Source organism: Nocardiopsis camelliae (genome assembly GCF_028993595.1).
In the GTDB taxonomy this organism is placed as follows: domain Bacteria; phylum Actinomycetota; class Actinomycetes; order Streptosporangiales; family Streptosporangiaceae; genus Nocardiopsis; species Nocardiopsis dassonvillei.
On sequence record NZ_CP118614.1, the window covers coordinates 5,980,158 to 6,001,135 of the forward strand.

At 73.5% G+C, this 20,978-nt stretch carries 21 protein-coding genes and 1 pseudogene; 5 read left to right on the top strand and 17 right to left on the bottom strand.

Going from position 1 to position 20,978, the window contains the following annotated elements:
• Nucleotides 1–69: 69 nt before the first annotated feature.
• Complete coding sequence (locus PV789_RS26055) at nucleotides 70–1,353, bottom strand: ATP-binding cassette domain-containing protein (RefSeq protein WP_274974993.1); 1,284 nt, start codon at nucleotides 1,351–1,353, stop codon at nucleotides 70–72.
• Between the two features lie 190 nt (nucleotides 1,354–1,543).
• On the opposite strand from PV789_RS26055, the gene PV789_RS26060 reads away from it, so the two are divergent.
• Nucleotides 1,544–1,738 (top strand): DUF1918 domain-containing protein, encoded by a 195-nt coding sequence (locus PV789_RS26060; RefSeq protein ID WP_013155254.1) that lies wholly within the window; start codon nucleotides 1,544–1,546, stop codon nucleotides 1,736–1,738.
• 304 nt (nucleotides 1,739–2,042) lie between these two features.
• On the opposite strand, the gene PV789_RS26065 is transcribed toward PV789_RS26060, so the two are convergent.
• The 5 genes from PV789_RS26065 to PV789_RS26085 form a co-directional block, all read right to left on the bottom strand.
• Entirely contained in the window at nucleotides 2,043–2,534 is a 492-nt protein-coding gene (locus tag PV789_RS26065; RefSeq protein WP_274974994.1) for an FBP domain-containing protein, read from the bottom strand.
• Nucleotides 2,535–2,737: 203 nt separating this feature from the next.
• Nucleotides 2,738–3,310, bottom strand: coding sequence for a GNAT family N-acetyltransferase (locus PV789_RS26070; RefSeq protein WP_274974995.1), 573 nt, complete (start codon nucleotides 3,308–3,310; stop codon nucleotides 2,738–2,740).
• Nucleotides 3,307–3,489, bottom strand: a complete 183-nt coding sequence (locus PV789_RS26075) for a hypothetical protein (RefSeq protein ID WP_274974996.1) — start codon at nucleotides 3,487–3,489, stop codon at nucleotides 3,307–3,309. Before PV789_RS26075 ends, PV789_RS26070 begins: the two co-directional genes overlap by 4 nt.
• A 115-nt stretch (nucleotides 3,490–3,604) precedes the next feature.
• Nucleotides 3,605–3,808 carry a hypothetical protein gene (locus tag PV789_RS26080; protein ID WP_248772258.1) on the bottom strand — a complete coding sequence of 68 codons (204 nt, stop codon included), beginning with the start codon at nucleotides 3,806–3,808 and terminating at the stop codon, nucleotides 3,605–3,607.
• A 62-nt stretch (nucleotides 3,809–3,870) separates the two neighbouring features.
• Complete coding sequence (locus PV789_RS26085; RefSeq protein WP_274974997.1) at nucleotides 3,871–4,059, bottom strand: hypothetical protein; 189 nt, start codon at nucleotides 4,057–4,059, stop codon at nucleotides 3,871–3,873.
• 66 nt (nucleotides 4,060–4,125) lie between these two features.
• On the opposite strand from PV789_RS26085, the gene PV789_RS26090 reads away from it, so the two are divergent.
• Nucleotides 4,126–4,992 (top strand): LLM class F420-dependent oxidoreductase, encoded by an 867-nt coding sequence (locus PV789_RS26090; protein WP_274974998.1) that lies wholly within the window; start codon nucleotides 4,126–4,128, stop codon nucleotides 4,990–4,992.
• An 87-nt stretch (nucleotides 4,993–5,079) separates the two neighbouring features.
• Here PV789_RS26090 and PV789_RS26095 read toward each other — a convergent pair.
• From PV789_RS26095 to PV789_RS26135, 9 genes and pseudogenes are all read right to left on the bottom strand, one after another.
• Nucleotides 5,080–5,924 (bottom strand): annotated as a pseudogene (locus PV789_RS26095) (IS5 family transposase); the annotation flags it as partial.
• A 131-nt stretch (nucleotides 5,925–6,055) separates the two neighbouring features.
• On the bottom strand, nucleotides 6,056–6,460 hold the full coding sequence (locus PV789_RS26100; protein WP_274974999.1) for a four-helix bundle copper-binding protein: 405 nt from the start codon (nucleotides 6,458–6,460) through the stop codon (nucleotides 6,056–6,058).
• 150 nt (nucleotides 6,461–6,610) lie between these two features.
• Nucleotides 6,611–7,279, bottom strand: a complete 669-nt coding sequence (locus PV789_RS26105; protein WP_274975000.1) for a DUF305 domain-containing protein — start codon at nucleotides 7,277–7,279, stop codon at nucleotides 6,611–6,613.
• A 117-nt stretch (nucleotides 7,280–7,396) separates the two neighbouring features.
• A complete protein-coding gene (locus PV789_RS26110; protein WP_274975001.1) occupies nucleotides 7,397–7,996 on the bottom strand; it encodes a hypothetical protein in 600 nt (199 codons plus the stop codon).
• A gap of 220 nt (nucleotides 7,997–8,216) precedes the next feature.
• Complete coding sequence (locus tag PV789_RS26115; RefSeq protein WP_274975002.1) at nucleotides 8,217–8,690, bottom strand: SRPBCC family protein; 474 nt, start codon at nucleotides 8,688–8,690, stop codon at nucleotides 8,217–8,219.
• Nucleotides 8,691–8,694: 4 nt separating this feature from the next.
• Nucleotides 8,695–8,955 carry an acyl carrier protein gene (locus PV789_RS26120; protein WP_274975003.1) on the bottom strand — a complete coding sequence of 87 codons (261 nt, stop codon included), beginning with the start codon at nucleotides 8,953–8,955 and terminating at the stop codon, nucleotides 8,695–8,697.
• Nucleotides 8,956–9,076: 121 nt separating this feature from the next.
• Complete coding sequence (locus tag PV789_RS26125; protein ID WP_274975004.1) at nucleotides 9,077–10,288, bottom strand: beta-ketoacyl synthase N-terminal-like domain-containing protein; 1,212 nt, start codon at nucleotides 10,286–10,288, stop codon at nucleotides 9,077–9,079.
• Nucleotides 10,285–11,553: a beta-ketoacyl-[acyl-carrier-protein] synthase family protein gene (locus PV789_RS26130; protein WP_274975005.1), complete on the bottom strand. Its 1,269-nt coding sequence runs from the start codon at nucleotides 11,551–11,553 to the stop codon at nucleotides 10,285–10,287. Before PV789_RS26130 ends, PV789_RS26125 begins: the two co-directional genes overlap by 4 nt.
• 357 nt (nucleotides 11,554–11,910) lie before the next feature.
• Nucleotides 11,911–12,570, bottom strand: coding sequence for an HNH endonuclease family protein (locus PV789_RS26135; RefSeq protein WP_274975006.1), 660 nt, complete (start codon nucleotides 12,568–12,570; stop codon nucleotides 11,911–11,913).
• Between the two features lie 538 nt (nucleotides 12,571–13,108).
• On the opposite strand from PV789_RS26135, the gene PV789_RS26140 reads away from it, so the two are divergent.
• The 3 genes from PV789_RS26140 to PV789_RS26150 are packed head-to-tail and all read left to right on the top strand — an operon-like array spanning nucleotide 13,109 to nucleotide 16,073.
• The gene (locus PV789_RS26140; RefSeq protein ID WP_274975007.1) at nucleotides 13,109–14,269 is read left to right on the top strand and encodes a FecCD family ABC transporter permease; all 1,161 of its coding nucleotides are present in this window, start codon (nucleotides 13,109–13,111) and stop codon (nucleotides 14,267–14,269) included.
• A complete protein-coding gene (locus tag PV789_RS26145; RefSeq protein WP_274978259.1) occupies nucleotides 14,269–15,057 on the top strand; it encodes an ABC transporter ATP-binding protein in 789 nt (262 codons plus the stop codon). The genes PV789_RS26140 and PV789_RS26145 overlap by 1 nt, the downstream gene beginning before the upstream one ends.
• The gene (locus tag PV789_RS26150) at nucleotides 15,054–16,073 is read left to right on the top strand and encodes an ABC transporter substrate-binding protein (protein WP_274975008.1); all 1,020 of its coding nucleotides are present in this window, start codon (nucleotides 15,054–15,056) and stop codon (nucleotides 16,071–16,073) included. Before PV789_RS26145 ends, PV789_RS26150 begins: the two co-directional genes overlap by 4 nt.
• Before the next feature lie 179 nt (nucleotides 16,074–16,252).
• Here PV789_RS26150 and PV789_RS26155 read toward each other — a convergent pair whose 3' ends face one another.
• Both PV789_RS26155 and betT read right to left on the bottom strand, forming a co-directional pair.
• Nucleotides 16,253–18,463 carry a discoidin domain-containing protein gene (locus PV789_RS26155; RefSeq protein ID WP_274975009.1) on the bottom strand — a complete coding sequence of 737 codons (2,211 nt, stop codon included), beginning with the start codon at nucleotides 18,461–18,463 and terminating at the stop codon, nucleotides 16,253–16,255.
• A 299-nt stretch (nucleotides 18,464–18,762) separates the two neighbouring features.
• Entirely contained in the window at nucleotides 18,763–20,943 is a 2,181-nt protein-coding gene (betT, locus tag PV789_RS26160; protein WP_274975010.1) for a choline BCCT transporter BetT, read from the bottom strand.
• Between the last annotated feature and the right edge of the window lie 35 nt (nucleotides 20,944–20,978).

Consider the following 20,978-nt stretch of genomic DNA (forward strand, 5'->3'; position numbering starts at 1 on the left):
CCTCACCCCTGTCGTCCCGCCCGCTTCGGTTTCCGCACCGGGCCCGCTCCCCTTCCTCCCACCACCGGTTCACCGGGACCTCCCGCGTCCCAGGCGGCGCAGTGGCCCGGCCGGTCCAGTGGTGCTCCCGGAAGACGCCGGGTACCCGGCGGCGGGTCCCGTGTCCCCCGGCGCGTTCCCCGAAGCGTTCCGGCCGGAGGCGGCGGGCCCGGAACGGGCGCCGTACTCGATGGCGTCCCCGGTCAGTTCCAGGTAGGCCTCCTCCAGCGAGGCCTCCTCCAGCCGGAGCCCGTGGACCCGCGCGCCCATGGCGTGCGCGTGGTCGCCGACCTCCGCCACGCCGAGCCCGAACACCCTCAGGCCGGTGCTCCGGTCGCTGCTCCGGTCCCGGCCGTCGCCCCGGTCCCGGCCGTCGCCCCGGTCCCGGCTGCCGTCTCGGGCCCGTCCGCGACCGGCACCCCGTGCTGATCGCTCGGCACCGGAGTCACCGCTGTCCCGGACATCTCCTCCGTGTCCGGGTTCCCCGCCGACACGGACACCCCCGCTGTCACGGACATCACGGGCCTCCCTGAATCCCCGAACACCCCTGTCGTCCCGGGCGTCCTCGACCGCCTCGATCCGCACCGACGGCCCCAGCCGCTCCAGCCCCTCCCGCAGCCTCGCGGCGTCCGGGCTGCGCACCAGCACGTGCGTGCGCGACCAGGCCGCGATCACGTCGGAGATCGGCGCGTCCGCGATCAGCCGCCCCCGGCCCACCACGACCAGGTGGTCGGCGACCATCTCCATCTCGCTCATCAGGTGGCTGGAGACGAACACGGTGCGCCCCTCGTCGGCGAGCCGCCGCGTCAGGTCGCGCATCCACCGCACGCCGTCCAGGTCGAGCCCGTTCACCGGCTCGTCGAACAGGAGCACCCCCGGGTCCCCCAGCAGCGCGTCCGCGACGCCCAACCGCTGGCGCATGCCCAGGGAGTACCCGTGCACCCGCTGGCGGGCGACGCCGGTCAGGCCGACCTCCTCCAGCACCTCGTCCACCCGGCTCCTCGGAATCCCGCCGCCCGCCGCCTTCGCGGCCAGGTGGGCGCGGGCGCTGCGCCCGGGGTGGGCGGCGTCCGGCGACAGCAGGGCGCCGACCTGCCGCGTCGGCCGGTCCAGCCGCGCGTACTCCTGGCTGTTGACCAGGGCCTCCCCCGACGTGGGCCGGGCCAGGCCCAGCATCATCCGCATGGTCGTGGACTTCCCCGCGCCGTTGGGCCCCAGGAATCCCGTCACACGCCCGGGTTCGACGGTGAAGGTGAGTCCGTCCACCGCCGTCTTGCCCCCGTAGCGTTTGGTCAGTTCGCGCACCGTGAGCACGGTTTCCCCTCTCTTCCGCTCTCGTGGTGCACCACGCTAGGAAGACGGGCCCCGGGCCCACATCTGTGGTTCGTCGGGGACCGGATACGCACTTGTGCCTACCCGGCGCCTGGCGGGGCCGTTTCGCCGGACCGGCGTTTCGGGTAGGTCCCGTGGGTGACGGCCAACCGGTCGAACGGGGGGAGAGGTCATGCGGGCGTCCATCGGCGACTACGTGCGTACGCACGGGGTCGTGAGCACCGAGGGTCAGCACGTCGGGGAGATCGTGGAGGTACGCGGCGCCGACGACGGGCCGCCGTACGTGGTGCGGTTCCCGGACGGGGAGGAGCGGCTCGTCTATCCCGGGCCGGAGACGGTGGTGGAGCCCCGGCACCCGGTGGACTGAGCGGCGCCGGAAGGGGCGGTCGGGGCACCCGGAACGGACGGGCCGCGGGGAGGCCCGCCGGGCTGCGGGGAGCCGGAGGAGTCGACCGGACCACCGGAACGCCCTGGGCGTCCGGCCGGGCGGGACGGCCCGCCTGTCCAAGCCCGGAAGCGGCCGGAACGTACGGGGCGGTCGGGGCCGCCGGGAGAGCGGAGACGCTCAGGCCCCCGGCAGCGCACCCGGCGGCGGCCCGCGCCACGTCGGACACACGGGACGGCGGCGGGCGTGACGCCCGCCGCCGTGGTGTCCGGGGCCCGCCCGCGGATCAGGCCGACAGCCGGTCCAGGAAGCCGCCCAGGTTGGCCGAGGCGCGGGCGATCTGCTCGTCCACGGTAAGGGACTCCTCGAAGCGCCCTCCCTGCTCCGGCTCCTTCTTCCCGCGGATGTACAGCGAGCAGGCGAAGTCGGTGCACATGTACAGGCCCACCGTGCTGCCGTCCTTACCGGCGCTCCTCGCCTTGGGCGCGGCCAGCAGGGCCACGCCCCGCCCGGGGTGGGTGGTCAGGCACACCGAGCACATGCTCCGGCGCAGCCCGGCACGGACGTTGGACAGGCGGAAGGCCACGCCCACGAGCCGGTCGCCGCGCTCGGTGACCAGGTAGGCGCGTTCGTGCGCGGTGTGGTCGCGCCAGCCGAGGAAGTCCAGGTCCTCCCACGGGCGCCGGTCCAGGTCGCGCGGCAGTGAGAGCCGCTGTGCCTCCCCCTTCGAGCAGTTCACGAACGACGTCCGGATGTCCCGCTCAGTCAAAGCTCTCATGGGAGGGACGCTAACGCCGCAGGTCGGGCCCGGGCAACGTTTTTACGGCGCGGCGTACCGTCTCCGCGCGGGCCGAAATCCCCGCACCACCGGGCGTCCGGCACGCTCCGCCCCGACCGCGCCGTGCCCCGTGTGACCCGTTCCACCCCGACCGACCGCTCCCGGCGCGGATCGGCCGCCCCGCGCCCGGCGTCCGCGCGGTCTCAGGGGCGTCTGATCAGGTAGAGCGCGAAGGGCTCTCCCCCGTGGCGGATCTCGCGCGCGTAGCCGAACCCGAGCCGTTCCATGACCGCGCGGGAACGGAGGTTGTGCACCTCGGTGAAGGAGACCACCTCGTCCGCGCCGAGGTCGTGGAAGGCGAACTCCAGCCCCGCGTGGCCGATCTCGCTGGCGTAGCCGAGCCCCCAGAAGCACTCGCGGATCGCCCAGCCGACCTCCAGGCACCACAGGGAGTCCACCACGGCGCGGGACAGGCCGCCGCGCCCCACCAGCTCGCCGGTCCACCGGTCGTGCGCGATCCACTTGTGGACGCCGTCGGTCTCCCAGGCGCGTTCCATGTGCAGGGCGCTCTCCCAGGCCTCTCCCCGCGTCCACCTGCCGCCGTACCAGCGGGCGACGCCGGGGTCCCGGTGCAGCCGCCACAGCTCGCGGGCGTGCTCGGGGCCGATGGGGTCAAGGCGCAGCCTCCGGGTGAGGCGGACACCGGGCGGGCCCTGCCACCCGGCCGGGGTCCCCGGTGCGTCGCCGCGGCGGTGTCCGCGGTCGGGGCCGGTCACGGGTGCTCCCGCCGGTTGCGGGCGTCGGACGGGGCGGCGGGGTTTCGGTCTCCGGGCGTGTGGAGGAGGGCCCCGTTCGCACCGCGCGCGTTCCCGGCCGCGCCGCGTGCGTCCCGGTGCACGTCGCGGGTGCCGTCCGCCGCACCGCGCACTCCCCCGTGCGCCCTCTCCGCTGCCACGTGGGAAAGTCTAGGTTCCGACCCTCCCGTACGGCCGCCACCGCCGTGTACTGGGACTTTCCCGTTATCCGCGGGCACTCGGCGCGTGATGTCCCCTCCCGGAACCGATCGGGCGTCAGTCCCGCTGGAAGAGGCGCGCCGTGTACAGGACCGCGCCGGAGGCCAGCCCGGCCAAGGCCAGCGAGGCCGCGAACGAGGCGGCTTCGAGCACGAAGCCGGAGAGCTCGACCGTCTCGGCCAGGAAGCGGCGCGAGGCCTGGCGCGAGAGGACGAACACGGCCACGAAGGCGACGAAGGAGACGACCGAGGAGACCTTCACCGGAGTGTTCCGGGGTTCTGAAGAGGAGGCATGCGGGCCATCCTAGGGCGCGCCGTACCCGGTCACTCCCCGGGCCCGGGGGTCGGTCCCGCGGCGGCCCGCTCCCCCTCCTCCCGCCCGCCCATCTGGAGGAACGCCGTGCCGACGGCCACCAGCAGCAGACCGCCCGCCCGCATCAGGCACCGCGCCTCGGCGCCGACCGGGCGCCGTTCCCGGGCGCCCCGCTTCCAGACCGTGTCGCGCCCTGGCACGCACGGGGCACAGGCAGCAGACTGGGCCCCGTCCGGGACCCTCCGGGCACGCGTCGAGGAGGACACATGGAACTCGGTCTGCACGTCGCCGACTTCACCTGGGACGGCGGAACGCCCGCCATCGGCCCCACACTCGCCGACACCGCCCGCGCCGCCGAGGCCGCGGGCATCTCACGGCTCACGGTGATGGACCACTTCTGGCAGATGGGCGGGGACATCGGCCCGCAGGAGAACGCCATGCTGGAGGCGTACACCGCTCTGGGCTTCCTGGCCGCGCACACCGAGCGGGTCCTCCTGCACACCCTGGTCACGGGGGCCGTGTACCGCGAACCGGGTGTGCTGGCCAAGCAGATCAGCACCCTGGACACGCTGTCCGGCGGGCGCGCCGGGCTGGGCATCGGGGCCGCCTGGTACGCCGACGAGGCGCACGGCCTGGGTATCCCGTTCCCGTCCACGGCGGAGCGGTTCGAGCGCCTGGAGGAGACGGTCCAGATCTGCCTCCAGATGTGGGGCGGGGACGAGGGACCCTACCGGGGCAGGCACCACACGCTGGAGCGCACCCTCAACTCTCCGCAGAACATCTCCGCACCGCACCCGTACCTGATGATCGGCGGCGGCGGGGAGCGCAAGACGCTGCGCCTGGTCGCCCAGTACGCGGACGCGTGCAACATCTTCGGCGGTCCCGACGCGGCGCACAAGCTGGACGTGCTCCGGCGGCACTGCGAGGACCTGGGCCGCGACTACGACCGGATCGAGAGGACCACGACCTTCTCCGTCACCCCCGACACCACGCGGGACGCGCTGGTCCGTCAGCTGCTGGAGCTGGCCGCGACCGGGTTCTCGGTCGCCTACGTGTACGGCCAGGGATTCTCCGACCCCCGCCGCGTGGTCGAGCTGTTCGGCTCCGTCCTGCCGGAGGTCGCGGGCGCCTGAACCGGGCGGTTCCGGCGCCCGTGCCGCGAATCCGCGTGCCACGCGCCGGGCCCCGTAGGCACTGTTTTTTGGATCGGTGAGGTTGCGCAACCAGATCCGGATCGAGGCCACCAACACGGTCCCGTCAAAGATCGCGGCCCGCTTGTCGTAGCGGGTCGCGACCGCCCGGTTCTGCTTGAGCAGGTTGATGCACCGCTCCACGGTGTTGCGGCCCCGGTAGGCCGCCCGGTCGAAGACCGGAGGCCTACCACCCGCCGATCCCTTGCGACGGCGGTTCTCGCGCTGGTCCCTGGGCTGGGCGATGGTCGCTTTGATCTTGCGACGACGCAAGTGGTCCCGGTTCGCCCGGCTGGAGTAGGCCTTGTCGCCCAGCAGACGGTCCGGGCGGGTTCGAGGTCTACCCACGCTGCGCGGCAACCGCAACGCACCCATCACCGGTGCGAACATCAGGCCGTCCCCGCGCTGGCCGGGACTGGAGAGCACGACCAAAGGACGCCGCTGGGAGTCGGCCAGCAGGTGGATTTTAGTGGTCAACCCGCCCCGGGAGCGGCCCAGGGCCTCGGCCCCGTCCGGTTCGTCCCGGACATGGTCCCCTTTTTCGCGGCCCCGGCTGCGTGCTGGTGGGCACGGACACTGGTGGAGTCGATCCCCACGATGAGTTCCTCGCCGCTGTCGGCGTCGATGCGCAGCCGGTCGGCGATGCGTTGCCAAGTGCCGTCGAGGGACCAGCGGCGATGGCGGCCCGCGACGGTTTCCCAGGGGCCGTAGCGTTCGGGCAGGTCCCGCCAGGGGATGCCGGTGCGGGCACGGAACAGGATGCCGTTGATGATGCGGCGGTGGTCGGCCCACTTCTTGCCCTTGCGCGGGTCGGCGGGCATGAGGGGGGCGAGCAGGGCCCACTCGGCATCGGAGAGTTCATGACGACCGGCCATGACACGACCCTGCCAGAGCAGACCCTGTCGCACACCCACTTCTACAAAACAGGCCCTAGGCCGCGACGCGCGCCCCCACGAGTGGCCCGGCCCGCCGCCCGGACGGGCCGGAACCGCCTTTCAGGCACGGTTCAGAGCGTGTCGATCAGCTCGCGGCACGCCCGCTCGCACCGGCGGCACGCCTCGGCGCACACGCGGCAGTGGTCGTGCATGGAGGCGTGCCCCTCGCACTCGTCGGCGCACGTCTTGCAGGCCTGCGCGCAGGCCTCCAGGACCGCGCGGGTCAGGTTGGCGTCGTAACCGGTGTGACGCGAGAGCACCCGGCCGGTGGTCTCGCACTGGTCGGCGCAGTCCAGGTCGGTGCGGACGCACTTGACGAGGTCGGCGACCCCGTCCTCGCTCAGACAGGCGTCCGCGCAGGCGGTGCAGGCTTGGGCGCACTCGAAGCACGCCTCGATGCAGGCCCGCAGCCTCTCGCGGTCCACCCCGCCCAGGTCCTTGGGATAGGTCTCCAGCATCCGGCTCGCCACGCTCATGGCGTTCCCCCTCGGCGTCGTGCGGCGCCGGGGGCGGGCGCCCCCGGCCCTGGTCCGCACTCCTCCTAACCGGCGGGTGGCGGGGCAAACCCCGGGAAGGGCCGGTGCGGGCGCCGGGTGGTCCCGGCGCCCGCCGCAGGTCGGGCCGGGTCAGTGACCGCCGTGGTCCCCCTCGGTGCCCTGTCCGGAACCGTCCTGTCCGGCGCCGTCCTCCCCGGAGCCGCCGCCTCGGCCGAGCATCGACTCCATCTCCTCGATCTCGGCCTCCTGGGCGTCGACGACCTCCCGGGCCAGTTCACCGGCCTCGGGGTCGACGCCGTTCTCCAGCTGGTCCTCGGCCATCTGGACCGCGCCCCGGTGGTGGGCGATCATCAGCTCCAGGAACAGCGTGTCGAAGGCCTCCCCCTCGGCCCGCTCCAGCTCCGCCATCTGCTCCTCGGTCATCATCCCGGACATGCCGTGGTGCTCCCCGTCGCCCTCGGGCTCGACCCCCCAGGCGTCCAGCATCCCCCGGAGCTGTTCGATCTCGGGCCCCTGGGCGGCCTCGATCTCGGCCGCGAGGGCCGCGACCTCCTCACCCGCCCGGTCCTCGGCGAGCCGGGACATCTCCACGGCCTGCTCGTGGTGGGGGATCATCATCCGGGCGAACATGACGTCGGCGTCGTTGAACTCGGCCGCCGACTGCTCGGCCGTCGGCTGCTCGGCGGACCCGGGCGCGGGATCGGAGGCCTCCCCGCCGTCGCAGGAGGCGAGGAACAGGGCGGCGGCCAGTGCCGCCGGAGCCGCCAGGAACGCGCGGGTACGGAACTGCGTGGTCATCTTCGGTCCTTCTTCATGGCTTCTTCGCGCATGGCGCGGCGCGCCACGGCGAGGTGAACAGGGCTCGGGACCGGGTGTCGGGGCGCGTGGGGCCGCCGCACCACCCGGGAGGGGCATCTACACCCTCAGCACCTGCAACTTCGCCAGACACGGGGGTTCGGGCGGCGCGACGCGCAACGCCCGCCGGAGCGGCGAGGACGGCGGCCTCGGCAGCGGCCCCGGCCAGGGGAGGAAGACCACGGCGGCCAGCCCGACGAGGGCGTCCACCAGGGCGGCCACCGCCAGGCACATCGTCGTCGGGTCGGTGACGGGGGAGGCGGCGTGCGCGTCCGGGTCGGAGTACCCGCCCGCGGCGTCATGCGTGTTCGGGACGGGGTACCCGCCCGCGGCGGCCTGCGCCTCCGGAACAAAAACGGCGTGCGCACCGGCCGCGGACGCGGCGTGGGCCGCAGGGGCGGCCTGCGCCTCCGGAACGGGGTCGGCGTGCGCGACGACCGAGGCGGTGGAGACGGGAGAGGTGTGCTCCGTGTGCGTGGACGCGTGCCCCAGGGTGTGCATTCCCGCCACACCGAGCAGCACGGACACCAGGAGCAGCATCCGCACCCAGGCCAGGCCGGGGTGCGCGGAGCGCCCGCGCGCGGCCCTGCCCACGGCTCCCACCGTGGGTGCCGCGCCACGCGGAAGGAGCGGCGGAACACGGGCGTGCGTGCTCGTCACCAGCGCCTCCTCCCCTCGTCCTCCACCGCGCACGGCGGGTTCCGTCCGGTGCCCGGAATCCCGTCCGGACCGTCTCCACCAGGGTAGGACCGCCCTTCAAAGGCCCCCGACCGCCCCCGGCTTACCTCCTACCCCTATCGGGTAAAGGCGACCGCGGCCGCCCCCGCGCGGAGCACGGGGACGGCCGCGGTCCCGGCGGGCGCCGGTCAGCGGGCGCCGCTCAGGTGGTGACCTCCTCCATCTGCGCCCGCGCCGCCGCCTCGACGTTCTTCTTGATGTGCTCCATCTCGGTCGGGACGTTCTGGTTGTACTTGACGGTCATCTGCTCGTCGTCGAAGGGCGCGTCGGGCCTCATGGCGAACTGGTAGCTCCAGGTCAGCCGCACGCCCTCCGGCACCTGCTCGTAGTTCCAGTGGATCCGCACGTACTCGAAGCCCTCGGTCTGGACGCGGTGGGACCACGCCTCCCCCGCCTCGCGGTCCACGGTGCGCTCGGACACCCAGCTCCACACGCGCCCCTGCTTGTCGGGGTTCTTGGTGACGCGGAAGCGCGTGGTGTCGCCGTCCTGCTCCAGGACCTCCACCGAGGAGTGCCAGGTGAAGATCTGGGGCCAGGAGGCGACGTCGTTGGTCAGGTCCCAGACGAAGTCGTAGGGCGCGTCGATGACGACGCTGTGCTCGATGCTGCCGGGCACGGGATCACATTCCTTTCGCGGGGGCGGCGACGCCCCCGTTGACGAGGGTGGCCAGGGAGTCCGGGGAGGGCGCCGCCTCGGCGTCCGCCCCGAGCTTGCGGCCGACACGGCGCTCGATCTCGGCGACGATGCCCATGACGCCCAGGGAGTCGATCCCCAGTTCGTCGAAGGTGCTGGTGGAGGCGGTGGCGGCGTCGGTCCGGACACCGGCGCAGGCGGACATGAGTTCCACCAGCTCCTCCATCTCGATGTGTCTGTCGGACATGGGTCTCCTCGGAAATCTCGTGTGTCGGTTCGGGTCCCGGCGCGCGTGCCGCGTCACGTGTCGGTCCGCGTGCCGGGTGCGGGTCTGTTCGTCGGTCCGGCCAGGGTCGGGCCGGTTCGGGTCAGGCCGGATCGGGGCGGGTCAGGACGACTGCGGAGTTGCCGCCGCCCAGGCCGCGCGACAGGACCAGCGCGGTGCGCAGGCGCGCGGCGCGCGGCACCCGCACGACCAGGTCCAGGCCGCTGGGCGCGTCGGGGACGTTGGGAGTGGGCGGCACGACCTGGTGTTCCAGGCTCAGGACGGCGGCGGCCACGTCCAGTGCGCCCGCCCCGGCGTAGGCGCGTCCGAAGCCGGTCTTGGGCGCGGTGACGGCCACCCCGCCGGGGAACAGCTCGCGCAGCACGGCGGCCTCGTCGGCGTCGGCCTTGGGCGTGCCCACCGCGTCGGCGAAGACCACGTCCACGTCCTCGGGGGCGACGGCGGCCCGGCGCATCGCCTCCCGAGCCGCGTGCAGGAGTCCGGCTCCGCCCGGGTCGAACGATCCGACCCCGCCGAAGGTGCTCGCGTGCCCCGCGACCTCGGCCCGGATCCTGGCGCCGCGCGCCCGCGCGGCGGCCCCGTCCTCCACCACGGCGACGGCCGCGCCCTCGGCCGGGACGTGTCCGGCCGCCCCCTCGGTGAAGGGGAGGTAGGCCGTGCGGGGGTCGTCGCCTCGGCTGAGCACCTGGGCGCCCGCGTGGCAGGCCAGCGCGAACGGAGAGCCGATCGGGGCCTCGCTGCCGCCGACCAGCATCGCGGAGGTCCCGCGCCGCAGGGCCCGTTCGCTCTGGCCCAGGGCGTCGAGCATGCCCGGCTCGTCGGTGACCAGCACCCCGCACATGCCCTTGAGGCCGTTGCTGATGGAGATCTGTCCGGTGCTCGCCGCGTAGAACCAGGCGATGGACTGGTAGGGGCCGACGTGGTCGGGCCCCTTGCTCCACAGGGCCTCGATCTCGCGCTGGCCGAACTCGACGCCGCCCGTGCAGCTGCAGATCAGCACGCCGACCGCATAGGGGTCGGCTGCGGGGTCAAGCCCCGAGTCGCGCAGGGCCTCGCCGGCCGCGACCATCGCGAACCAGCTGAAGGCGTCGGTCTGGACGACGTAGCGGCCGTCGAGGTGGTCGTGCGGGTCGAAGCCGGGGATCTTCCCGCCCACGCGCACGTGGAAGCCGTCGGTGTCGAAGTCGGGGATCGGCGCGAGGAGCGAGCGCCCCTCCCGGACCGCCTCCCAGTACTCCGGGACGCCCACCCCGGCGGGCGAGACCGTGCCGAGTCCGGTGATGACCGTGCTCATACGCGCACCTCACTGCCCCGGTCCAGGACGACCGCGGACTGGAAGCCGCCGAAGCCGCTGCCCACGGAGAGCACGACGTCGGTGCGCCGCTCTCGGGCGGTCACCGGCACGTAGTCCAGATCGCACTCGGGGTCGGGCGTGCTCAGGTTGGCCGTCGGCGGCACGACGCCGGTGTCCATGGCCAGCACGCAGGCGGCCAGTTCGATGGAGCCGATCGCGCCCAGCGAGTGCCCCACCATCGACTTGATGGAGGACATGGTCACCCGCCGCGCGTGCTCGCCCAGGGAGCGCTTGACGGCGTCGGTCTCGTGGCGGTCGTTCTGCACGGTGCCCGATCCGTGGGCGTTGACGTAGTCCACGTCGGTGGCGGGACGCCGCGCCTGGTCCAGGGCGGTGGTGATGGCCCGCGCCATCTCCTGCCCCTCGCGGCGCAGGCCGGTCATGTGGAAGGCGTTGCCGTGGTTGGCGAAGCCCGCCACCCGGCAGCGGATCCGCGCGCCCCGGCGGCGGGCGATGGAGGCCTCCTCCAGGATGAGGACGGCCGCGCCCTCGCCCATGACGAAGCCGTTGCGCTCGCGGTCGAAGGGCCGGGAGGCGCGGGCGGGGTCGTCGTTGCTGTCGGAGGTCGCCCTGATGGCGTCGAAGCAGGCCATGGCGATGGGCGAGATCGGCGACTCGGCCGCTCCCGCGACGACCACGTCGGCGAGGTCGTCCTCGATGGCCTGGGCCGCGTAGCCGACGGCGTCCAGGCCGGACGTGCAGCCGGTGGAGACCGTGCGCACCGGTCCGCGCGCGCCGACCAGTTCGGCGATCTCCCCGGACAGGGCGCTGGGCGTCACCGCCCGGTACAGGTGGGGCGAGGCGGCCTCGGGGTCGACGACCCAGTCGGCGCCACCCCGGCTCATCTCGACGTAGTCCCTCTCCAGGCGGGTGGTGCCGCCGACCGCCGTCCCCATGCTCACGCCCACGCGCCAGGGCGAGACCTCGGACAGGGGCGGGGCGCTGTCGGCCAGCGCCTCGGCGGTGGCGACGGCGGCGAACTGCACGTACCTGTCCATGCGCTCGGCCTGGCGCTCGTCCAGTCCGTGCGCTGCGGGGTCGAAGTCGACCTCGGCGGCGATCCGGGAGCGGAAGTCGGACGCGTCGAACAGGGTGACGTGGCGGGTGGCCGTGCGTCCCGCGGTGAGCATCTCCCAGAACGCGGCCGCGCCGATCGCTCCGGGTGCCACCACGCCGATGCCGGTGACGACTGCCTCGCGCCTCACTGCGCCTCCCCGGGGAGGTCGCGGGCCCGGCTCGGGTCCGGGGCGGGGGCTGCTCGCGCGCCCACTGCGGGGTTGTGACAGGGCAGGGTCATGCGGTGTTTCCTCCACATGGTCTGAGGGATGTAGAGAACGCGGCTTTCCTTTTCACGTTCGGTAGCGTGTGTATCACGCTGAGCCAAGCCTCCCGGAGATGAACGCGCCCCCACGCGCCACCTGGCCAGCCAGCTTCCGTCTCCCGGGCGCGCCCCGGCCGGGGCGCGCTCCGCCGGGCCCCGTGCGGGCCGCCCCCGCCCCGCACGGACCGCACGCCCCTGGCGGGTCGGGCTGCCCCGGGCAGGTCAGGTCTCCTCGGGCGGGTCAGGCCGCCTCGGTCTCGACCACCGCGTCGGGGCACTCCGCGGCGAGGGCGACGAGCGCCTCGTGCTCGGCCGGGTCTACCGTCAGGGCCCAGCGGACCTTGACCGTGGTCCACTCGGTGACGTAGCGGCAGTGCGCCTCCGCCGAGGCGGGCAGCCACTGCGCGGGGTCCTTGTCGGCCTTGGAGCGGTTCTGCGCCGCGGTGACCGCCACCAGCGCGACCGGTTCGCCCATGTCGTTGGCGTAGTCGCGGCGGCGGTCGGTGGTCCACTCCGAGGCGCCCGAGTCCCAGGCCTCGGCCAGGGGCACCATGTGGTCGATGTCCAGGGCGCGGGCCTCGGTGTGCGCGCGCCCGTCGTAGTAGGAATCCCACTGCCCGCCGCTCAGGCGGCACCGCTCACCGACCTCGGGCATGACGACGGCCTCCTCGATCAGGACCTCGGCGCGGGTGTTGCAACCGTCGCGGTCGGTGTCGGCCCAGTGCGGGAACAGGGAGCGGTCGTATCCCTGCCGGTTCTCGTCGGTGACGGGCAGACCGGCGACGGCGACGGCGAGCGGGACCGCCTCGGCGGCGTGCGCGGCGGCGGGCGCCAGTGCGGTGACGGGCGCCAGCACGGCGGCGGACAGGACGGCGGCGGTGATGCCCACGGTGGCGCGCACGCGAGCCCCCTTCGAATTTGACTACGGAGCGTTGCTGATCGTTTCCGAAGAGTGCACGCAAATAACCCCCGGGCGCCCCGTCCCGCCGCGGACCGTGGAGCGCACCGGGGCATTACGGGAGAGTCCGGCACATCGGCGCACCGGAATCGGTTCTGCCGTCCACAGCCTTCTGGTCAGGCGCTATCGGCTGAACCCGGATCGGGGGTCATCACCGCCCGCTCCGACCGGGACCCGGCGGCGGAACGGCCCAGCCCACTGAAAAGAATCGCCACCCCACAGGAGGCGACCACCGCGCACACCCCTACCAACACACCGGCGGCGGGACGGCCCCCATCCGCTCCGGGACCCCACGGCCCCGCAAAACCGTCCGCCGCGCGCACCCGTCCCGGCGGTCGGCCCCGCGCGCACGCCCAGACCGGTTCCGGCCAAAGCGGCCGCGTTGTCCACACATCCGCTCCCGGCCGTTCCGACGGAACCGACTTTGCCCTAATATGAAAACCATTATCGTTTTTGCTGACCCAGCGGGAGGAGAAACCAGGTGCGGCACGTGTCCCTCCCGCCCGGCGGTACGCGCCCGGCGCCCGACGGCGCGGCATCCGACGGCACGGCGATCGAGAGCGCCGCGCCGGAGCGGACCGGCCCGGCCGGGGTCAGATGGCTGGCCACACGGGCGGGCACGGCCACCGCCGCGGTCGTCCTCGGCGTCTTCCTCGCGGTCTCCGCGGTGCTGGCCATCGGCCTGGGCTCGGCGGTGGTCCCACCGGCCGAGACGGTGCGCTACCTGTGGGCGGCCCTGAGCGGGGGCGTGATCCAGGCCGACGAGGTGGTCCGCTACCAGATCATCTGGCAGATCCGCACCCCCCGGGTCCTGCTCGCCGCCGTCGTCGGGGCCGGTCTGGGGGTCGTGGGCGTGGCCGTCCAGGCCATGGTCCGCAACGCCCTCGCCGACCCCTACATCCTGGGCGTCTCCTCCGGCGCCTCCGTCGGCGCGGTGCTGGTCAGCGTGCTGGGCGCGCTGTCCGCGCTCGGCATCCACGCGGTCTCCGCCGGGGCCTTCCTGGGCGCGCTGGGCGCGACGCTGCTCGTCCACCTCGTCGCCCGCTCCCCCACGGGGGTCACCCCCCTGCGCCTGGTGCTCACCGGGGTGGCGCTCTCCTTCGGCTTCCAGGCCGTGATGAGCGTGATCGTCTACCTGGCACCGAGCAGCGAGGCCACCGCCACCGTGCTCTTCTGGACCATGGGGAGCTTCGGCGCGGCCACCTGGAGCTCCCTGCCCGTGGTGGCCGTCGTGGTGGTCCTGGGCATCCTCCTGCTGCGCGGCCTCGCGCGCCCGCTCGACGTGCTGGCCCTGGGCGACGAGACCTCGGCCAGCCTGGGCGTGGACGCGGCACGGCAGCGCAAGGTCCTGTTCGCGGTGACCGCGGTCATGACCGGGGCCATGGTCGCCGTCAGCGGCGCGATCGGCTTCGTCGGCCTGGTCATCCCGCACATCGTGCGGATCGCGGTGGGCGCCGACCACCGGCGCGTGCTCACCGTCGCCCCGCTGCTGGGCGCGGTCCTCATGGTCTGGGTGGACCTCTTCTCCCGCGTGGTGGTGGCCCCGCGCGAACTCCCCCTGGGCGTCATCACCGCCCTGATCGGCGTACCGGTCTTCCTCGGCCTCATGCGCCGCCGCGGCTACCTGTTCGGAGGACGATGATGGACCTGCGCCTGGACGGGCTGTCCGTCGAACTCGGCGGCACCAAGATCGTGCAGGACCTCTCCCTGGACGTGCCCGAGGGGCAGGTCGTGGGGCTCGTGGGCCCCAACGGCTCGGGCAAGTCCACGGCCCTGCGCTGCGTCTACCGGGCGCTGCGCCCCAGCGGCGGAACGGTGTGGGTCGGGGACGAGGACCTGTCCTCCCTGAGCCTGCGCCAGAACGCGCAGCGGGTGGCCGCCCTGACCCAGGAGAGCGGCACCGACCTCGACTTCACGGTGGAGGAGGTCGTCGCCCTGGGGCGCGCCCCGCACCTGCGCGGCAACCAGCCGCTCGACGCGCGCGAGCGGGAGCTGTGCCGCCGGGCCATGGAGCGCCTGGAGGTGGCCCACCTGGCCCACAGGGGCGTCATGGAGCTGTCCGGGGGCGAGCGCCAGCGGGTGCTGGTGGCCCGCGCCCTGGTCCAGGAGCCCAGCGTGCTGGTCCTGGACGAGCCCACCAACCACCTGGACATCCGCCACCAGATCGCGCTGCTGTCCCTGCTGCGGGACTCGGGGCTGACCGTCCTGGTGGTCCTGCACGACCTCAACCTGGCCGCGGCGGCCTGCGACCGGATCGGCGTGCTCCAGGAGGGCCGTCTGGTGGCCGCGGGCGCTCCCGACCAGGTCCTGACCCCCGCCCTGCTCCTGGAGGTCTTCGGTATCGAGGCCTCCGTCGTCCCCCATCCCCTGACCGGGGACCCCCAGCTGCTGTACCGGCTGCTCCCCGCCGTCGAGAAAGGCCTCCAGTGACACACCGGACACCCCTCGGGACCCGCGCGTCCCACCGCTCGCTGCTCCCCCTGACCGCCGTGGCCGTCCTGGTCGCCGGGTGTGGAGCCCAGGTCGAGGAAGGGCAGGAGGCCTCGGCCGCGGGCACGGTCACCGTGCAGCGCTGCGGCGAGGAGGTGGAGTACACCACCCCGCAGCGGGCCGTCGCCTACGAGGCCGGGAGCGCCGACAAGCTGTTCGCCCTCGGACTCACCGACCACGTGCACGGATACATCATGCCGCCCGCCAACCCGCCGGTGGAGGAGTCGCCCTGGGCCGAGGAGTACGCCCAGGTGGAGTTCCTCAGCGACGACCTGCTCAACCGGGAGCTCGTCGTGGACGCCGGGGCCGACCTCGTCGTCGCCGGGTGGAACTCCGGGTTCAGCGAGGAGCGGGGCATCACCCCCGAGATCCTGGACGGGCTCGGCATCCAGAGCTTCATGCACACCGAGTCCTGCTTCAACTACCCGGGGCACCCCGAGGAGGCCACCCCCTTCGAGGGCCTGTACACCGACCTGGAGCGGCTGGGGAAGATCTTCGGGGTCGAGGACCGCGCCGAGGAGCTCGTCACCGACTACCGGGCGCGGGTGACCGCCGTGGAGGAGCAGGCCCCCGCCGGCGACCCGGTCCCCGTGTTCCTCTACGACTCGGGCACCGACCAGCCCTTCACCGCGGGCAGCCAGGTCCCGCCCAACGACATCATCAGCCACGCGGGCGGGGAGAACATCTTCGCCGACCTCGACGAGCGCTGGACCCAGGTCGGCTGGGAGGCGGTGGTGGAGGCCGAGCCGGAGGTCATCATCATCCTCGACTACGGCGACCAGCCCGCGCAGGAGAAGATCGACTTCCTCAGCTCCTTCCCCGCGATGTCGGAGGTCCCGGCGGTGGTCGAGGAGAACTTCTTCGTCCTGGACTACAACGAGGGCATCTCCGGTCCGCGCAACATCGACGGCCTGGAGAAGTTCGCCGAGTACCTGCGCGAGCTGGAACAGGGCTGATCCGCGCCCGCCCGCGCCGCTCCCCCTGTCCCGGGACGGCGCGGGCGGGCACGCATCGGTCTACGGGGCCGCCCGGAGGACCTCCGTGCCTGGAACGGGGCGGACGGACACGCACCGGTCAGCGCGGACCAGCCGGAGGACCTCCACGCCTGAGAACGGCACGTGCGGACACGAACCGGTCAGCGCGCGTCGCGGCGGGCCGGGGTCCGGCCGGAGCCCCCGGACGCGGCGGGCCCGTCCGCACTCTCGGTCCGGCGCACCGCCTCCCCGGCTGCGGCCGGGAGGCCGCGCGGGGTGAACACCGCCTCACGGGCGCGGGCCGGGGTGACCACCCCGCGGAGCGCGGGGTCGGTGAGCAGGACCACCGGGGCGATCCGGTTCGGCTCCAGCGGGTACCACCCGGGCAGGGCCCCCTCGATGGCGGCCCAGGCCTCGTCGGCGGCGCCGCGGGCGGCCAGCTCGCGAGCCGTGTCGAGGGCGCGCTCGAAGGCGGGCGGCTCCGGCAGCCGGCGGGAGGCCAGCCACTCCCGCCGCTCAGTCCCGCCGGAGGGGAGGTCGAGGCCGGGCACGGCCCCGGCCAGGGCGCGTTCGGCGTAGGCCGCGCCGCCGGGGGTGTCCAGACCGGCGCTGTGCAGGTAGAGCGGCACCGCCTCGGCCTCGATCCGCCCGGTGCCGACCTCGGCGACCACGTGGGGACGGTGCAGCAGGCCGCGCAGCCTGTGGTGCGTCCCCCGCATGTCGAGGAAGGCCGCGAGGACGACTTCGAGGTAGGCGGCGGCGCCCGACCCCTTCTCCTTGGCCCGGCGCAGGGCGCTGAGCGCCTCCTCCACCCGGCCCTCCAGCGCGGCGCGGCGGCCCCGGGCCAGGAGTTCGAGCGCTCCCTCCGGGTGTACCGGGCGCCCCTCCGCACCGAGCAGTTCCTCGAACGAGGCGCGTTCGGCGGCCACGAGGTCGGCGAAGGAGCGGTGGCGCTCCCCCGGGCCGGGGTTCCAGGTCGACCAGGCGTAGGCGGCCCACTCGCCGTCGGGGGAGACGTCGCCCGCGTCCAGCACCCAGTCCTGGGCGTCCCCTTCGGCCGAGACCAGCAGCAGTGGTCCGACGGGCCCGCCCTCCCCCGTCGCGGGGGACGCGTCCACACCGCACTCGTCCTCCAGGTCGGCCGCCCAGCCGACGGCAGCGGTGGAGCGCAGGCCGTACACGAACGTGCTCGCGGGCCCCCAGCCGTCGGAGGCCTCCAGGAAGGCGCGGTAACCGGGCGGGAGCCGCCTGCCGAGCCGCTCCTCCAGCTCAGCGATCCGCTCCTCGGGGGCGCCGTCGCAGCCCAGCCAGGAGGCGGCGCGCTGCTCCGCGGTGGTCCCGGGGAGTTCGTCCTCGGTCAGGACCCGCAGCATGTCCGCGCTGTACCCGGACAGGTAGTCCCGCCACTGCTCGGCGGTGGCCGGGACGCGGGCCGACAGGTCGCGCACGGTCCCCCCGTACGGGGAGGGCGTGCCGCCCGCCGTGTAGCGGTGTCCGTCGAACGCCTCGTAGGTGCGGCCCTCGGAGAAGAAGCGCACCCGGTTGAGCTGGATCTCGGAGCCGCCGCAGTTGCCGGTGATCTCCAGCCGCAGGTGCCGGTAGGGGGTGTCCGCCGCCGGGTCGGTGACGTGGAAGTCGCGGGCGTGGTGGCGGCCGGGGAAGAACTCGTCGGAGCGGGTGTCGAGCACGACCCAGGTCCGGCCGTCCGCCGAGCCCTTGAGCGTCCAGTTCCGGGGGTCGCGGTCGGCGAAGTCGTTGGCCGAGACCAGGACGTAGTGCCGGACGCTGACGGGCTCGGCCATGGTGAACTCCAGCCAGTCGGCGTCGCGCCAGCTCAGCCACTTGGAGGAGGTGTCGTCGAGGAGGTTGGCGGCGACCTCGCCCGCCCGCGTGTGCTCGTTGCCCGCCCGCACCTCGCGCACCCCGCCGGTGGCCTCCTGCCCGCTACCGGACTCCGCCAGGTCGATGGTGTGCAGGGCGACCGCACCGCCGCCGCCCTCGCGGTCGGCCCAGGTGATCCGCGCGGCCAGGGAGCCGCCGTCCTCGATGAGCAGCCGCAGCTCCTCCTCCCCGTCCGCGCCCTCGACGGCGAACCTCTGGACGGGGCGGTCGGTGAGCCGCTCCACCAGCCGTCCCCGCCAGGCGTGGGACGCGCCGTCCGCGGTGGCCCGCGTGCCGGTGAACGTGGTCATGCCGGGGTCGAACCCGGCCACCGCCTCCGCTCCGTCGAGGTCGCGCCAGCCGAGCTGGGCCAGCGGCACGGCCCCGCCGGGTTCGAAACCGACCACCAACCGGTGGTCGGACGACCACTCCCCCGTGTCGGCCCGCTGCCGCTCGGTGCGGAAGACGCGGACGGTCGGGTGCTCGTGCATGGAAGCTCCTACGGTGAGGGGGTTCGGGGAGGGCGGCCGGGGGCGCCGCCCGCGGATCCGCGAAGAGGCTACGCGCGCGGCCCGACATTTCGGACGCCTCCCGGACGCCTCCCGGACACCGCTCCCAGCCGTGCGGCCCTCCCCGTCCGTCGCGGGCCCGCGCCTGTGGCGGGGTCCGACCGCCCGGACTCGCCATGGGCACAGGATCACCGCAGGTCGGAACCCTTGTGCCACACCGGATGTGTCGCACCGGCGACGATTCCGGCCGGACCGGATCCGGTACCCGCTGGCGAACGCCCTCAGCGTTCCTCGGTGTCCTGGACGTCGGCGGTGCCCGGCCCGTGGTCGGGGAGCGCGGAGCCCGAGGTCGCCTCCCGGTGCAGCCGCAGGAACTCCAGGTGCCGCTCGTACTCGTCGAGGATGTTGCCGATGAGCTGCTCCTTGGTGTAGCCCATCACGTCGTAGCCCTGGCTGCCCTCGGTGAGGTAGACCTCGAAGCGCACGTAGGTGTCGTGCTCGGCGAGCGAGCGCATGGCGAACGCGGGGGTGGGCACCTCCATCGGCCACACCCGGTAGCTGAACTCCTCCTCCTCGCCCATCGGCGCCCGCAGCTCCAGGTAGGCGATGCCGACGGCCTCGTCCACCCCCTCGCTCACCGACGCCTCCGCGCCCTGTTCGCGCAGCTCCTCGGCGACGTCCCGGAACGCCGGACGGCACACGTCGCGGACGAACCGCTCGGCCGCCCGCCTGCCGGGGAAGCTCACCGCCCGCCTGACCCGCTGCCGCCAGTTGCGCTCGGGCCCGCGCCGGTCGCCCGCGGTCCGGTCCGACAGCGACGAGGACAGGGTGGTCCGGAAGGCGTCCTTGCGGAACTTCTCAACCCGCAGCGCCTTGAACAGGCCCCACATGATCACGAACATCACGAACGAGAACGGCAGGCCCATGATGATGGTCGCGCTGGTCAGCGTGTCCACCCCGCCGACCAGGAGCATGGCGAGGGTGAGCAGGCCGGTCGCCGCCGACCAGAAGACGCGCAGCCACGGGGAGGCGTCGGTGAGCGGCGTCGGCAGGTGGGAGCTGAGGTTGCCCATCACCAGCGCGCCGGAGTCGGCGGAGGTGACGTAGAAGAGCAGTCCGACGACCGTGGCGAGCCCGGCGCTGAACAGGACGCCCGGGTACTGCGCGAGCAGCGTGTAGAAGCCCTGTTCGGGCTGGTTCATGGCGGCCTCGCCGAACGCGGCTCCGCCCCCGCGCACGACGCTGAGCGCGCTGTTGCCGAAGAAGGACAGGAAGGTCAGCGTGAACAGGAGCGGGACCACCAGCGTCGCCGCCACGAACTGCCGGATGGTGCGGCCGCGCGAGATCCGGGCCAGGAACATCCCCACGAACGGCGCCCAGGCGATCCACCAGGCCCAGAAGAACAGCGTCCAGGCGTTGAGCCAGTCGGTCGGCGGGTCGTAGGCGAAGGTGTTCAGCGTCATGGAGGGGAAGCGGCTGAGGTAGTCGCCGATGTTGAGGACGAGGGCGTTGAGCAGGTAGAGGGGGTCCTCGAAGACCAGCACGTACAGCATCAGGACGACGGCGAGCACGACGTTGATCTCGGACAGCCGCCGGATGCCCCGGTCCACGCCCGCCACCGCCGACATCGTGGCCACGAGCACGGCGATGATGATCAGGCCGAGCTGGGCCGCGACGCCCTCGGGGATGCCGAAGAGGAAGTTGAGTCCGTAGTTGAGCTGTACGACGCCGATGCCGAGCGACACGGAGATGCCGAAGATGGTGCCGATGACGGCCGCCAGGTCGACCGCGTCGCCGACCGGGCCGTGGATGCGCCTGCCGATCAGCGGGTACAGGGCCGAGCGGATGGCCAGGGGCAGGTGGTAGCGGAAGGAGAAGTAGCCCAGGGCCATGCCCATCAGCGCGTACATCGCCCACCCGGTCACGCCGTAGTGGAAGAGCGTCCACACCACGGCCTGGCGGGCAGCCTCGACGGTCTGCGCGTCGCCCTCGGGCGGCGCCAGGTAGTGGCTGACCGGCCCGGAGACGGAGAAGAACAGCAGGTCGATGCCGATGCCCGCCGCGAACAGCATGGCCGCCCACGCGAACACCCCGTAGTCCGGCTTGGAGTGCTGGGGGCCGAGCTTGACCCTGCCGTAGCGGGAGAGCGCGATGACCACCACGAACCCGAGGTAGAGGGTGGTGGCGAGGAAGTAGTACCAGCCGAACACCTCGGAGATCCACGTCACGACGGCGCCGATGGTGTTCCCGGCGTGCGCGGGCGCGGCGATCGCCCAGACCGAGAGCGCGACGATCAGCACGGACGAGCCGTAGAACACGACCGGTTTGAGGCGGCTCGGGCCGTGCTCCGCCTCCTCGGTGGTCTGCGGTCCGGTTCCCGGCTCCGGTCCGGTCTCCGGGTCCGGTACGACTCCCGGTTCCGGTTCGCGGTCCGGACGGTGCTGCCCTCCGTCGGTGGCCACCGTTTCACCTCTCGTTCGTGCGGTACCGGAAGCGG

Excerpts from the sequence above, each read along its gene's own strand:
- PV789_RS26145 (WP_274978259.1), top strand. The coding sequence starts at position 14,269 with ATGGACCTGCGCCTGGACGGGCTGTCCGTCGAACTCGGCGGCACCAAG.
- PV789_RS26100 (WP_274974999.1), bottom strand. The coding sequence starts at position 6,460 with ATGAGCGTGGCGAGCCGGATGCTGGAGACCTATCCCAAGGACCTGGGC.
- PV789_RS26155 (WP_274975009.1), bottom strand. The coding sequence starts at position 18,463 with ATGCACGAGCACCCGACCGTCCGCGTCTTCCGCACCGAGCGGCAGCGG.
- PV789_RS26090 (WP_274974998.1), top strand. The coding sequence starts at position 4,126 with ATGGAACTCGGTCTGCACGTCGCCGACTTCACCTGGGACGGCGGAACG.
- PV789_RS26105 (WP_274975000.1), bottom strand. The coding sequence starts at position 7,279 with ATGACCACGCAGTTCCGTACCCGCGCGTTCCTGGCGGCTCCGGCGGCA.
- PV789_RS26120 (WP_274975003.1), bottom strand. The coding sequence starts at position 8,955 with ATGTCCGACAGACACATCGAGATGGAGGAGCTGGTGGAACTCATGTCC.
- PV789_RS26060 (WP_013155254.1), top strand. The coding sequence starts at position 1,544 with ATGCGGGCGTCCATCGGCGACTACGTGCGTACGCACGGGGTCGTGAGC.
- PV789_RS26065 (WP_274974994.1), bottom strand. The coding sequence starts at position 2,534 with ATGAGAGCTTTGACTGAGCGGGACATCCGGACGTCGTTCGTGAACTGC.
- PV789_RS26125 (WP_274975004.1), bottom strand. The coding sequence starts at position 10,288 with ATGAGCACGGTCATCACCGGACTCGGCACGGTCTCGCCCGCCGGGGTG.